The sequence below is a fragment of the Exiguobacterium sp. UBA6282 genome (assembly GCF_002440475.1).
GTDB lineage: Bacteria > Bacillota > Bacilli > Exiguobacteriales > Exiguobacteriaceae > Exiguobacterium_A.
Genome location: NZ_DJUM01000005.1, coordinates 100,788 through 114,770 on the forward strand (window position 1 = coordinate 100,788; position 13,983 = coordinate 114,770).

Here is a 13,983-nt window from a genome sequence, read left to right on the forward strand (position 1 = left end):
GCCTCCTGTTACCCATTATACAAAAAATTGCTTCAATCACTTAACCTTTTGTTTCTCTCTGAACGAATTATTTGGTACAGTAGGAATAGAACCTGTAAGGAGGGGAATTTTAATGAAAAAACGCTATTGGATTATCGGATTGGCAGCAGCTGTCGTCGCCGCTTTCGCAGTGAAGAAGGCCGTTGACAATAAACAACTTTCTGCCGAAGAAGCGCTCGAAATCACGAAACGCACATTTTCAGCAAAAGGACGTGTCCAAGGTGCATGGATCTCTGCAACACCGGAGGCTTACGCATATGAGTCACGTGACTACCAAAGCTATAAAGGTGGCATCTCGGTCCTTGAAGGTGATGACGAAAAAACGTATCAATTCACAGTCGATGCCGAAACTGGCGCATTACTCGAATACGCTTAATCAGAAGACCGTGCTTCAATCGATGAAGTACGGTCTTTTTTTCACGTTCCTATAAAGGAGGTATGATTCATGTCCATTCTTGCTACTATCTTCGTTTTACTTGTTTCCTTAGAGCACTTTTATATCATGGCTCTTGAAATGTTCTTTTTATCCTCTAAGGCGGCACGACGTACATTCGGACTGACGGATGAAGCGGTCGCATCTAAGCAAATCCAGACGCTTTTTGCCAATCAAGGTCTCTACAATGGATTTTTAGCTGCTGGTCTTCTGTTTGGTCTGATCCGTGAAGATATTGCTGTCCAACTGTTCTTTTTAGCTTGTGTGATCATCGCCGCACTCTATGGCGCCTTGACGGCTAATCGTTCCATTTTACTTAAACAAGGATTACCCGCCATACTCGCTTTCATCTTTGTGTTGTTAGCATAAAAAAAAGCCTCTACCCAAACGGGTAGAGTTTTTTTTGATTAGCGCGGGTTATCGTTGCGCTCATAAATCGGATTCATGTATTCCGAAGTAGAGTACAAACGTGGTACGACGATGTATAAGACGATCGCTGGTACAGCGATGATCAACAACATCAAGAGTACCGGTAACCAGTAAACGACTTTTTGATGAAGATTATCCGAGTTGCTGTCGATGTATTCTTTTACGCCATCAACTTTTGCAGCGTCGGCATTCGTCAACAATTTACCGCTATCGGCATTGAAGAAGTGAATTTCACGTTTGATTGTGATGAAGATGCCGTCACGAACTGTCTTGATGACAGCGATTCCGCCAATGACTTCTTCTCCTTTTCCGTTCGTGAACGTCTTCGGATCCTCGATTTTGACCGAACCTTTTTTATAATCGTAATGCGTCGTTGGTAATTCCTCATTTAATGCTTTTGTCATTTCTGAGGTATCAACCGCAGCAAGTACCGATTGACCGATACTTAACGCGAGAAAGAGCGCCGTTACGAAGGCTAAGCTTTTCTGCCACATCCCCAAATTCCCCCTTTACCTATAAGTACAAGTTCTTCAGTCAACAACATTGTACCAATTAATAAGAAAAAAGTGTGAAAGAAATACCAGGAAAATAAGAAAACTTTTTGTCTAAATTAATTTTGGTATGTTGCTTCCATCCGATAAATTGGTTGACCCATTGAAGAAAAGCGCTCTTCATACTCTGTCCGGACGTTATCCTCCGGTTCATTCGCATGTAGATCAAGCGACATCCAATCAAAACGCATACCGTATGCCGACATCGTCATCAGACTCGATTCAAACAACTTTCGATTGTCAGTCTTGAAATGGATTTGTCCTTTCGCAGGTAAGATATCTTCATACGTTGAGAGGAACGTTTTATACGTCAAACGACGTTTCGCATGACGTGTCTTCGGCCATGGATCCGAGAAGTTCAAATAAACGCGCGCTACTTCACCTTTTTCGAAGTAATCACGTAAATCTTTCGCATCGACCGTCAAGACGCGAACATTTGCTTGTGGAGCCTCTACTAATTTTTGAACGATCGTCACTGCTACGCTCTCAAAAAGTTCAATCGCGATGAAGTTGATCTCCGGATGTTGGTTTGCCATCCCTGTAATGAAGGCTCCTTTTCCTGACCCCACTTCGATGTAGATCGGATTATCATTTTTAAACTCTGTCGCCCAGTTTCCTTTCAGGGATGCTGGTTCTGCTATATAGATCGAGGATTGTTCCTTCATATAATCCTGTGCCCATGGTTTATGTCGTAAACGCACTATCGTTCATCCTTTCCAAACTTAAATTATCCGCAGATAAGTTTATCATGATTCGGGTAATTATATAAGAACTTCTTCAATCCCGATTGAAGAATGTTCAGCAGTTCGTCACTTGAGAAACAGTGAGCAATCTACTACACTAAAGGTACGTAAGAACTAAAAAGGAGGGCTATACCATGGAAGACTTCTTGATTGCTTGGGGCTCCCCCATCGTTCTCGTCATGGGCATCTGTGCCTTATTCGTCTGGGCGACTTTCGGAAAAGTCGACGTTGAATAAGCGCAATCTCTGTACCTTGTGTAATCGTACACAAGGTACTTTTTTTATTCTCTAAACGAATTTAGGTTGGATTTACCATGAAACAGATGTATACTTTTTTCGAAACAGATTATTTATTACAGCTATCGAACACCAAAAAACGTTGGTAAAAAGGAGAATTGTAATGAACGAAAATAAAAACAGTGATTCAAAAGAACTAGTACAGAAGAAAACAGGTGCAGACTTAGTCGTCGATTCACTCATCGAACAGGGTGTAGATTACATTTTTGGTATTCCTGGCGCCAAAATTGATTCCGTCTTCAATGTGTTACAGGATCGGGGACCTGAACTCATCGTTGCACGTCACGAACAAAATGCTGCATTCATGGCTCAAGCCATTGGTCGCTTGACAGACAAACCAGGCGTTGTACTTGTAACATCTGGCCCAGGCGCATCAAACTTAGCGACAGGTCTTGTGACAGCAAACTCTGAAGGTGACCCAGTTGTCGCAATCGCTGGAGCCGTTACACGAGCAGACCGCTTAAAACGAACACATCAGTCCATGGACAATCAGGCACTCTTTACACCGATTACGAACTTCAGTGCAGAAGTGCAAGATGCCGATAATATTCCAGAAGTACTGTCCAATGCTTTCCGAACAGCGGAAACGACATCTGGGGCTGCTTTCGTTAGTATCCCGCAAGACGTCGGATTGAGCGAAGCGAACGTCACGACATTCCGTGCGGTTGAAGCACCGAAGCTCGGTGTTGCACCAGAAGCTTGGGTTGAAGAAACAGCTCGTTTGATCCAAGATGCGAAGCTACCTGTCTTGTTGCTCGGTATGCGTGCGAGTCAGCCGGACGTCGTACATGCGATTCGTTCCCTGCTCAAACACGTCTCGATTCCTGTCGTCCAGACGTTCCAAGCGGCCGGCACATTATCACGTGAGCTTGAATCGAATTTCTATGGACGAGTCGGACTATTCCGTAATCAACCGGGAGATGCACTGCTCGCAGAAGCGGATCTCGTCCTCTCGATCGGCTATGACCCAATTGGCTATGATCCGAAATTCTGGAACCAACCGACGCACGACCGGACGCTTGTCCATATTGATCAAATGCGTGCTGAAATTGACCGCTTCTATCGCCCAGACCGCGAGCTTGTCGGTGATATGGCGAAAACGGTCGATGCAATCGCCGAGCGCCTGCAACCACTCACATTACCTGAAAGTTCAGCTCAATTCCTTGAAGGATTACATCAACGTCTTGTCGATCGCGATGTTCCTCCTGTCGCGGATTCTCCGTTGACGCACCCACTCTATTTCATGAAGACGTTACGTGAAAAAATTGCCGATGATGTCACGGTCACAGTCGACGTTGGTTCTCACTATATTTGGATGGCACGTCATTTCCGTTCGTACGAACCACGTCACCTTCTCTTTAGTAATGGGATGCAAACGCTTGGTGTCGCGCTTCCTTGGGCAATCGCAGCAACACTCGTACGTCCTGGTAAGAAGGCCGTCTCGATTTCAGGTGATGGTGGATTCCTCTTCTCGGCGATGGAACTTGAGACAGCTGTTCGTTTGAACTCACCACTTGTCCACTTCGTATGGCGTGATAGCGGATTCGACATGGTCGCGTTCCAACAAGAGATGAAATACAAACGGAAATCCGGTACGTCATTTGGTGACGTCGATCTCGTCAAATATGCTGAGAGTTTCGGAGCAAAAGGATTACGCGTCAATCATCCATCTGAACTAGCCGCAATCATGGATGAAGCACTCGCGACAGAAGGACCAGTCATCGTCGATGTTCCGATTGATTATCGCGACAACATCGCGCTCGGAGAACAAGTTCATCTCGATCAATTGAACTGAGGAGGATTCACATGACACACGATAAAACGCTCGTCCAGATTTCAACGATGATGGCACTGCTCGACGGAGTATTCGAGAGTGAAGTCACATACGCGTCCGTTATTGATCAACGGAATTTTGGTATTGGAACGTTCGACCACTTGGATGGTGAGATGATTGGTTTTGATGGTCAGTTCTACCAGCTCCGTTCAGACGGTAGCGCTCGGCCACTTCAGCCTGAGACGACAACGCCGTTTGCGACATTGACCCGTTTCGTGCCAGAGCAAACGCTCTCCGTGACAGAAGAGATGTCAAAATCGGAATTCGAACACTGGTTGAATGAACAACTACCGACGATCAATAGTTTTTATGCCGTTCGAATTGATGGAACGTTCACAGAGGTGCAGACACGTACCGTCGCACGTCAAGAGAAACCGTTCGTTCCAATCACGGAAGCTGTCGCCTCTCAAAGCGCGCGTACTTTCGAACAAACGGAAGGAACACTCGCCGGTTACTACACACCACGGTTCGGTCACGGTATCGCCGTCGCTGGATATCATCTTCATTTCATCGATGCTGAACGCGCGGGCGGAGGCCATGTCTTTGACTACACGGTCAAGAACGTCACCGTCACATTCGAAGAAAAACCGCAGCTTGATTTACGTTTACCAACGACTGAAGCGTATCGGTCGGCGGATCTTGAAAGTCATGATATTGAAAAAGAGATTAAAATCGCAGAAGGTTAATCAAAAAAGCGTGTCGTTCCTTTTCGGAATGACACGCTTTTTAGTCGTTCGAGTATTCAAGTAACTGTTCTAGAAAATGATAGCTGTCCTCGACATCCGGATGACGCATATCTTCATACCAATACAAGGATAATACAGCTTGCGCTACGACATACCAATGCATTCGTTGTTTCAGATCATTCGTCAACGGATGACCATAATGCTCAAACCATTCGGGCCAAGCCGCTTCATCGACATAACTGTATAACATCATCCCGAGGTCATACGCACGGTCGGCAATGATCGCATCATCCCAGTCGTTCAGGTAGAGTTGACCGTCCGCTCCCGTTAACCAATTATTATGATTTAGATCTGAATGACAGACGACTTGTTCATCCGTTCTTACTTGCTCCAGATTTCGTTCGAGATAATCCATCGCAAGTTCTACCAGTTCTGGATTCTCTAAGTCTTCTGGCTGAAAATATAAGTGACATTGGCGCAATAACTCATCAGGCTCGATCGGACGTTGGTCAAGCTGTTGTAGCATGAACAGCAATTCCTTCGAATCATGGATTTTCCCAAGCAAACGCGCCACTTCAGGACGTTCCATCATTTCCGGCTCCAACTCGTCGCCTTCAATGAATTGTTGCGCACTGATGACATCCCCGCTATAGATTCGTTTCGTCCATAATAATTTCGGGACGATTCCGTCCGCGGATAAAATCGCCAAGAACGGCGATGAATTTCGTTTTAAGAACAATTTTGATTGTCCGGTTGAAGCGATGTACGCTTCTCCTGTGATTCCACCTGCTGGCGTAAGGGTCCAGCCTTCGCCAAGCGCATCTAAAATATCTATTTCCATTATAATCCGCTCAACTTTTTTAGTAGATTTGCCTAAGGCACAATGCTTATCTTAACACGTCGCAATCGTCGTTGACAACGGAAGGACTTGAATCCTATCGACACCTTTCAGAAGCGGGTCGACCGAGGCATCATCCCCTTGGACATGTACATTCCAGCGCGAGTGATCGAGTGAGACTTCCACGATTTCGTGCGTCGTATTGTAGACAACGAGCGTGCGTTGCCACGCATCGTACGAATGGATCGCTTCGACTTCGTAGGCGATGACACCCGGACGTAAGTTGATGAAACGAAGCAGTTCTCGAACCTGATTCGCCCGGTGTAGACGGAATCCGCCATGCATTCTGCGAATTTGTAAAATCGTCTTGATATACGTAACGAGGGAGAGATGATCATCCCGGCGTTCCCAGTCCATTCGGTTGATTTCGTCCGATGCATTATAACTGTTTTCGACACCTTGTTTCGTACGCAAGAACTCTTGACCCGCATGCAGAAACGGAATGCCTTGCGCAAGCAAAGCGATCGTTTGAGCTAATCGACTCATCCGTAATAACTGAAGTTCGTCCGCTTCCGGACAGGAGATTTTCAATTTGTCATACAGCGTATGGTTATCGTGCGCCTCGACATAGTTGATCGAATACGTCGGTTCCGGAAAACGTCCATACGTTTGGTTATCGATATGAACACTACCCGCAATCCCGTTTCGGACCTCTCCTTCTTTCCATCCGTCTCCGGCAACGAATCCTCGATCGTATGCACTGAACGTCGATCCTTTCAAGGCATCACGGAACACGTCATTAAAATGAGCGATTCGCGGCATTTGCGCAGCCGAGGCGCTCATCGCTTTGAATCGTTCCGGCAATGCCGTCGCAAGATCCCAGCCCTCTCCATACACAAGAATCGTAGGATCAATCGCATCGAGTGCTGCACGTACTTCATTCATCGTCTCAATGTCATGAATGCCCATTAAATCAAATCGAAACGCATCAATGCGGTAGACACGAGCAAAGTACGTCAAGCAATCAACGATGAGTCGACGCATCATGAATCGCTCGGATGCGGTATCGTTTCCAACACCCGTTCCGTTTGAGAGCGTGCCGTCTACTTCGTAACGGAAATAATAACCCGGAACGAGCTGTTCAAGAGAGGAACGCTCCCGAACAAAAACGTGGTTCATGACGACATCGAACGTAACACGAATCCCTGCTTCATGGAGTCGCTCCACCATATCCGCGTATTCTCGGACGCGAACGAGCGGTGCGACCGAACTCGCGTAGCTCCCAGCTAATCCGAACCAAAGCATCGGATCGTATCCCCAGTTATATGGCGACCTTGTTCGTTCATCGGTCGGTTCGAAGAAGTGGACCGGTAACAGCTGCAGATGCGTAATCCCGAGATCAAGAAGATAATCAAGACCTGTCGCATGTCCACGAGAAGAAACTGTTCCACGTTCCGCCACCCCTGCATATTGTCCCGGATGACTTGAACCAGCGGAACGATCAATCGTAAAATCGCGAATATTTGCTTCATAGATGACAGCGTCCGACGGTTTGACGAACAAAGGACGCGCGACTCGCTTTGGAAACCACTCGGAAATCGTCTGTTCAACGTCGGCGATGACACCGTAACGACCGTTCTCCGATATCGCATGAGCGTATGGATCGACGACTTCATGTGTGCCAACGTACGTCGTCACTTCATAGCGGTACCATCGTTCTGCTGATTCTTGCCCAAGTCGAAGGTGATAGGTACCTTGCTCTTGTCGCTCCATCTTGTGTCTTCCGAGTACCTGTTCATCTTGATCGTATACGATACACACGATTTGCTCTGCGACAGGCGACCAGACAGCAAAATGATACGTATCGTCTTCTTCCCAGACACCGAGCTTCTCTTCGTAACGGTACTTTCGCTCGAACGCTTCCGTCCGAACTAATCGATCAGGAACGACACGGATTGACCTGCCTGCTCCGAACACCTCATAGCGGCATTCTAACTCGACTGGTTCAAGAACCGTTAACTCATAAATCACGAACTGTTCCTCTCGATGCGTTTCGGTCTGTTGAATTTCAAGCGGTTTCCCATCACATTCAAGCGACCAGTGGATTGACGGATTGCCTTCGACCTCGACTCGGATGCTTCGAAACGATGAGAACTCTGCCCGGATCACCGGTATTACCACCTCTTGGTTCGTCATGTCTTTCGCAACGACAATGCCGTCGCTTCCTCCCCTACTCTTGAATTCGTGACTGCCCTTCACTTAGAATTGCCATTTGAAACGGGATCGATACGGTCTCTTTTAGGATTTTTTCACACACCCGCATCTGAAACGCTTTTGTATGCGGCGCACTTGCATTCATTCGTTGCAGCCAGTTTGGAAACTCGACTTTATTGACGTAAGTCGTCGTCGTCTCTTTTGGAATCTGATCAAAATAACCTGAAGGTGCTAAAATGACTCGTTCGATCGGCAAGACATAATCTCGCCCAAGTACGACTCGTAGAATATCTTCCGTCCGCTTTAAACCGATGTTCGGATTCAAAATTTGTTTTGTGGATGCCTTGAACGGTTGTTCCCGCCACAACTTATCTCGCCGGATATGATAGATACTTTCGTCACCGTCAAGCCATTCCATGATATAAATCGCGGATGGACCGACGACGAACGGACTCAATTCGACTTCCCCGACTTGATATTGAATGACGGCGCGATAAAACATTGCATACTGTTCATTCAAGAGGTGTAACATCTGATAAAAGTCTAAATGACGTTTTAACGGAATCCGCCAAATGTCCTCTTCGCCCGCTCCACCAGTGACGTTTAATAATTTTTGTAACTCGAGACGTTTTTTGTACCATTTATCAAACGCTCTTCGAGATAATTGTTTACCCGGAAGTTGAATGACTTCGCTTTTTTTCATCACTTGCCACCACTTCTTCGGACGGATGAGCGTTTCCCCGGGAAATAATTCTCCAGCCTCCCATCTACGATAGACATGAGCGTAATCAAGCGCCTGATGTTCACCGAACCGTTTTGTCATCTCAAGCGGATTTTTTTCAAATCGACTATCTAAGTCATATAGTTTCATCAAGATTGCGATGGGGATCACCTCATTCCTCTTTACCTAGATGAATCCGGTAAACCGGTTCATATCGCGGCGAAACGCCTGGTCGTACTTCAAACAGAATAAGTTCACGAACAGTCCATTCCACCGGTTGTATCGGATTCGTCGTCCATTCTTCCGCCTCCGTGCGCCACTTCTTCGCGATCGTGACATGCGGAACGAATGGTTTAGTCGCACTTGGATCAATCAGACGCACTAATCGAAACAATTCCTCTGCTTCTGTTCCGAATCCGACGACACGTGGTCGCTCGCTTTGTCCAAAGGTAATTAGACGATCTAATCGAAGTACGAAAGGTTCGATCGTGCGCGCAATCTCCTGCAGTTGCTGTTTCCACGATCGTTGTTCTTTTTCATCCAATGGACCAAAAAAACGAAGCGTCAAATGGTACTCTTCTAACGTATAGACATTTCGAAAGTAATCAGATAGAGATAAACGATTAGCGATATTTGCTAAATCTTCAGAAGGAATCGGTAAGGCAACGAAAAAGTGTCGTTCCTGTCTCATCGTATCTTCACTCCTTCATTCGACCACTGACACTGTACAGGACGGCACCAAGAATACTGCTAATTGTATATACCCAAAAGACGGTATAGATTGTACTTTGGTCTAGCACAAACCCACTCATCAAGTTAAACAGCGCTGTCGCTAGCCCTGTCGTCGTTGCCATATATGTACTGACAGCTGTTGCGACCATCGTCTCTGGAACGAGTGACCGAACATAGTCTAATGCAACAGGGATCAACAATCCGACGATCATTCCTTGCATCGCAGACAATACCCAAAGCATGACGATCGGAAGCTCTAATGCGATCATCGCCGTACGAGCAGCTGACAGCAAGGAAATGAAGACAAGAACTGGAATCGCTCCGAATCGTAACAATAAACGCGAAGCGATGCGCATGAACGGGATTTCGCACAGAACGGCGACGAAGAACAAGGTCCCGACGAGCGCGGTTGTCTCTCCACGAATCGTGACGTAGCTGCCAAAGTAATAGTTATTGGCGAAGATCGGTCCGAAGATCAAACTCCCTCCCGCTAAGAATAACAAGAAACGTCGATTCGAAAAAAGTTGTTTCAACGGTACCTGTTGTTGATGTGAAATGTGTACGCTCCCCGTTTCTTCAATACCGATCAACACAAGAAAACCAAGAACCCACGCTGCACCGGTCGCATAAAAAATCAGACCAAGTCCACCCTCCTCAGTGATTTGTCCAAGGATGAAGACGGCTAAAGCAAAACCAGCTGATCCAAAAAGACGCAAAGCGCCATAATCTACCTTACGTTTTCGTGTATATTCGATCGCTAATGTATCAACGAGTGGAATATGCGCACACTGGAATAATGCCCAGACACATGAAATCAATAGTAAAAGTAGATAAGCGGACGTCAGTAAGTAACTTAATGTAAATACTCCAGCGGCGAGCATGGCAACGAGTAAGAGACGTTTCGGCTTTCCGAGTCGATCTGCCGCGATGCCCCAAACGGGCTGTAAGAAAATAGAGAGAATCGGTCCGATCGCAACGATTGTACCAATCTCTGAAGCGGACAGACCGAACGCATCGCTTGAAAAATAAAGCGCAAGATACGGAATGAGTGCACCTTGTCCAAAGAAAATAAAGAAATATAACGCTTGGAAATGATAAGTTTGACGATTTTTCACACGGAACTTCCTTTCAAGAAGCAATCCCCCCATCTTCACGATGCGGGGGATCATCAGTCATTATTTTGCGAGTTCATAAATTGCTTCTGCATAAATCGCGACAGCAAGCAAGAGTTCTTCAAAATCAACATATTCATCGACTTGGTGGGCGACTTCAGGACCACCTGGGAAGACTGGTCCAAATGCAACCCCTGCCGTTAACGAACGTGCATATGTACCACCACCGATAGCAATCAGATCAGCTGGTTGGTTCGTATGACGTTCATACACGGCACTCAGTGTCTGAATCAATTCATGATCCGGATCGACATGGTGTGGTGTCATATGTGTTCGAGTCTGTAACTCGAAGCCATATCCCGCTGCCGCTTCCTTGATGATTTGCAAGCGTTCCGTGAAGTCTGCTGAATAAGGATAACGGATGTTGATCGACGCTGTTCCTTGCTCTTCTGCATACCGGAATACACCACCGTTGATCGTTAAGTCACCTGTCTCGTCTGAAGCAGCGACACCAATCGCTACACCGCGAGAATCACGGAACATGTGCGTGACAAGCTGAATATAACGACGACCGTTATAATCCAAGTGAAGCGTATTGAGAAAACGTGCTAAATGTAAGGCAGCATTTTTACCGTTATCCGGCTCCATCGCATGGGCTGCGACACCGTTCACATCAAGAACAAGACCTTCCGTTTCTTGCTTGACCGTCCCAGACAAGCCTTGTTCTTCAAGATACGTATGGAAATCCGTTTCAAGCGTCCCCAATTCGACGACACGAAGAAGTGCTTGGGCATGACCCGGAACCATGTTCGGACGTTCGCCGCCTTCAAAACGAACGAGATGGTAGCCTGTATCAGATGCTTGCGCTGGTTTCCCTTGCATCAATAACCCATCATACAGTCCTTTTTCCGCATTGATGATCGGGAAGTCGGCATCTGGTGCAAAGCCGAGAGTCGGCATTTCTTCATGTTTGAAGTAATGATTCACACAACGCCAGTCACTCTCTTCATCTCCTCCAGCAATCAAACGAATACGTTTTGAGAGCGGTAATCCGAGTTCTTTGACGATCTTCAAGGCATAATAAGCTGCCATCGTCGGTCCTTTATCATCGATTGCACCGCGCGCATACAGTTTCCCATCGACAAGCGTTGGGTTAAATGGACCGTATGTCCAGTGATCGCCACCAGCTGGTACGACGTCTAAGTGACAAAGAATACCGAGTAACTCTTCCCCTTGACCATATTCCAAATGTCCGGCGTATCCATCAACATTTTTTGTCTTGAATCCGTCTCGTTCCCCTGTCGCGAGCATCCAATCAAGGGCGCGTTTGACTTCTTGACCAAACGGTGCACCTTCTTCGATTGTTGATTCATCAAGTATACTCGGAATCCGCAGTAGTTCTTTTAAATCCTCTAATAAGTCCTCGCGACGCGCGAGTACTTCTTCTTTCCAATTCACCATCTGATTTCGCTCCTTCATTCTGGGTTGAATTCGTTTCCTATACACCTTTCTAGTATAGCGAATATTCGTTCAGATACGAACATCCAAATTCTGTTTTCTTTTTTATTTGTTTAAATGACGAACATTAAACGATATTAAAACTCCAACTATCGACTTTACAATCTGTTTGAATATGTTTTTTATGCAAACGTTCGGTTAAATCACTTGCAATTTAACATCAAAACGTTATACTAAAGGCGAAACAACTGGATATTGCATTGTCTTTTGTCACCCGAAGCTTTAGAACACTATTCTATCCATTGGGGGAGTGGTTATACCAATGAAAGATTCTACAGACCGTATGTTGACCCGGATTAAATCGATTTATCTCTACATCCAAGAGAACGGAGCTACTACGACAGCAGAGTTGGTTGAAGAGTTTGGCATCACTTCAAGGACCGTTCAGCGGGATTTGAACGTGCTCGAATACAACAATCTCATTGTGAGCCCTCGACGCGGTACATGGACGTCGAGCAAGAAACAAAAGCAAGCGGGTTGATTCACTGTTTCACTATGTATATCTTTCGATGACGCGATTCTTCGCGTCTTTTTTTGTTATCTTTTTTAAAACGTGGGGTATAGCTATTGGGAGAAGGAGTTGAGAAGAATGAATATTTTAATCATTGGAGCAAACGGAACGACTGGACGCAAGATGGTCGAATTGATCGCTAAACAAGGTGATCATCAAGCAATCGCGGTCGTACGAGAAGAAAATCAAATCAACGATTTGATTGCACTCGGTGCATCTGAAGTCAGACTTGGGGATTTGACGAAGGATGTCAGTGGTGTCATCAGTAATGCGGACGTCGTCATCTTTGCAGCGGGTGCTGGTGGCGCATCAGACGAATTGACGCGCGCCGTCGATCAAGAAGGCGCAATTAAAGTCATCGATGCAGCAAAAGCCAACAGTATCGATCGTTTCCTGATGCTCAGTTCAGTAGGTACCGAAGAACCAAAAGGTGAATTGAAAGTATATCTCGAATCTAAAGCAACAGCAGACGCACACCTCCAGGAAAGCGGACTCAATTATACGATCGTACGTCCTGGTCCACTCAGCTATGACGACCCGGCAGGCACTGTCGAAACGAAAGAGCATTTCGATTCATACGAAGATCGTAAGGTGTCGCGTGATGATATCGCAGCATTATTCGTTCACTTGATCGATCATCCGACACAATCTCGTGTATTCGAAGTACTCAGTGGTCCTTATCCAATCGCAGAAGCATTGCGTAATCAATAATCGAAACCCATAACAAAAGGCGATGGAATGTACGCTCATTCCACCGCCTTTTCGTTTTGCTTATTCAGGTTGCCACTCAAACAAAGACAGTTCCGCTGGCGTCAGTTCACGATAATCTCCGAGCGCAAGTGCCGGATCAAGTTCCAAGCGCCCAATCGAGCGCCGTTTCAAGAACGTGACCTCTTTCCCGAGCGCAAGCATCATTCGTTTGACTTGATGGAACTTCCCTTCCGTGATCGTCAATTCAAGCGTCGAATCTGTTTCTGTCGTCGATAAGATGACAAGTTTTCCTGGTTTTGCCTGATAACCGTCTTCTAACGTGACGCCTGCCGCAATTGCTTCGACATCTTCTTGCGTCAACACTCCTGTCACTTCTGCGTAATACGTTTTTTCGACGTGTTTCTTCGGTGACATCAAAGCGTGATTAAACGATCCATCGTTTGTTAGTAACAATAAACCTTCTGTATCTTTATCGAGTCGTCCGACCGGGAACGGTTTGAAATACGTCACGTCTTCAAACAACAGATCAATGACGGTCTCATCTCGTTTATCTTCTGTTGCACTAATGACACCCGGTGGTTTATTCATCATCAAGTAGATGTATTTTTGATACGT

The 13,983-nt window shown here is 46.1% G+C and carries 16 protein-coding genes; 7 read left to right on the plus strand and 9 right to left on the minus strand.

Annotated features, from left to right (window positions below):
• Nucleotides 1-112 precede the first annotated feature (112 nt).
• Both B2751_RS01165 and B2751_RS01170 read left to right on the plus strand, forming a co-directional pair.
• Entirely contained in the window at nt 113-415 is a 303-nt protein-coding gene (locus B2751_RS01165) for a PepSY domain-containing protein (RefSeq protein WP_012371126.1), read from the plus strand.
• A gap of 69 nt (nt 416-484) precedes the next feature.
• Nucleotides 485-841 (plus strand): DUF1304 domain-containing protein, encoded by a 357-nt coding sequence (locus tag B2751_RS01170; RefSeq protein WP_035406166.1) that lies wholly within the window; start codon nt 485-487, stop codon nt 839-841.
• A 38-nt stretch (nt 842-879) separates the two neighbouring features.
• Here B2751_RS01170 and B2751_RS01175 read toward each other — a convergent pair whose 3' ends face one another.
• Together B2751_RS01175 and trmB are read right to left on the minus strand one after the other, a co-directional pair.
• Complete coding sequence (locus B2751_RS01175; protein ID WP_035406163.1) at nt 880-1,395, minus strand: hypothetical protein; 516 nt, start codon at nt 1,393-1,395, stop codon at nt 880-882.
• A gap of 116 nt (nt 1,396-1,511) precedes the next feature.
• Nucleotides 1,512-2,153, minus strand: coding sequence for a tRNA (guanosine(46)-N7)-methyltransferase TrmB (trmB, locus tag B2751_RS01180; protein ID WP_035406161.1), 642 nt, complete (start codon nt 2,151-2,153; stop codon nt 1,512-1,514).
• 176 nt (nt 2,154-2,329) lie between these two features.
• Here trmB and cydS point away from each other — a divergent pair, with 176 nt between their 5' ends.
• The 3 genes from cydS (at nt 2,330) to budA (ending at nt 5,011) form a co-directional block, all read left to right on the plus strand.
• Nucleotides 2,330-2,431, plus strand: a complete 102-nt coding sequence (gene cydS / locus B2751_RS15245) for a cytochrome bd oxidase small subunit CydS (protein ID WP_414651135.1) — start codon at nt 2,330-2,332, stop codon at nt 2,429-2,431.
• 163 nt (nt 2,432-2,594) lie between these two features.
• Complete coding sequence (gene alsS, locus B2751_RS01185) at nt 2,595-4,286, plus strand: acetolactate synthase AlsS (RefSeq protein ID WP_290772166.1); 1,692 nt, start codon at nt 2,595-2,597, stop codon at nt 4,284-4,286.
• Nucleotides 4,287-4,297: 11 nt separating this feature from the next.
• Nucleotides 4,298-5,011 carry an acetolactate decarboxylase gene (gene budA, locus B2751_RS01190; protein WP_214852765.1) on the plus strand — a complete coding sequence of 238 codons (714 nt, stop codon included), beginning with the start codon at nt 4,298-4,300 and terminating at the stop codon, nt 5,009-5,011.
• A gap of 40 nt (nt 5,012-5,051) precedes the next feature.
• Here budA and B2751_RS01195 read toward each other — a convergent pair whose 3' ends face one another.
• From B2751_RS01195 to pepV, 6 genes are all read right to left on the minus strand, one after another.
• Nucleotides 5,052-5,852: a phosphotransferase family protein gene (locus B2751_RS01195; protein ID WP_056062733.1), complete on the minus strand. Its 801-nt coding sequence runs from the start codon at nt 5,850-5,852 to the stop codon at nt 5,052-5,054.
• Between the two features lie 51 nt (nt 5,853-5,903).
• The gene (pulA, locus tag B2751_RS01200; RefSeq protein WP_290772168.1) at nt 5,904-8,018 is read right to left on the minus strand and encodes a type I pullulanase; all 2,115 of its coding nucleotides are present in this window, start codon (nt 8,016-8,018) and stop codon (nt 5,904-5,906) included.
• A gap of 61 nt (nt 8,019-8,079) precedes the next feature.
• The gene (locus B2751_RS01205) at nt 8,080-8,955 is read right to left on the minus strand and encodes a hypothetical protein (RefSeq protein WP_290752113.1); all 876 of its coding nucleotides are present in this window, start codon (nt 8,953-8,955) and stop codon (nt 8,080-8,082) included.
• 1 nt (nt 8,956) lies between these two features.
• The gene (gene thpR, locus B2751_RS01210; protein ID WP_056062739.1) at nt 8,957-9,475 is read right to left on the minus strand and encodes an RNA 2',3'-cyclic phosphodiesterase; all 519 of its coding nucleotides are present in this window, start codon (nt 9,473-9,475) and stop codon (nt 8,957-8,959) included.
• Between the two features lie 7 nt (nt 9,476-9,482).
• Nucleotides 9,483-10,631, minus strand: a complete 1,149-nt coding sequence (locus B2751_RS01215; protein WP_056062742.1) for an MFS transporter — start codon at nt 10,629-10,631, stop codon at nt 9,483-9,485.
• Between the two features lie 60 nt (nt 10,632-10,691).
• Complete coding sequence (gene pepV / locus B2751_RS01220; protein WP_056062745.1) at nt 10,692-12,089, minus strand: dipeptidase PepV; 1,398 nt, start codon at nt 12,087-12,089, stop codon at nt 10,692-10,694.
• A 319-nt stretch (nt 12,090-12,408) separates the two neighbouring features.
• Between pepV and B2751_RS01225 the strand changes: the two genes are divergently transcribed.
• Both B2751_RS01225 and B2751_RS01230 read left to right on the plus strand, forming a co-directional pair.
• Nucleotides 12,409-12,627: a DeoR family transcriptional regulator gene (locus B2751_RS01225; protein WP_023469095.1), complete on the plus strand. Its 219-nt coding sequence runs from the start codon at nt 12,409-12,411 to the stop codon at nt 12,625-12,627.
• A 108-nt stretch (nt 12,628-12,735) separates the two neighbouring features.
• Complete coding sequence (locus tag B2751_RS01230) at nt 12,736-13,368, plus strand: SDR family oxidoreductase (RefSeq protein ID WP_290772174.1); 633 nt, start codon at nt 12,736-12,738, stop codon at nt 13,366-13,368.
• Between the two features lie 60 nt (nt 13,369-13,428).
• Here B2751_RS01230 and B2751_RS01235 read toward each other — a convergent pair.
• Nucleotides 13,429-13,983 (minus strand): 16S rRNA pseudouridine(516) synthase (locus B2751_RS01235; protein WP_290772176.1); only part of this gene is annotated, 555 nt, incomplete at its 5' end.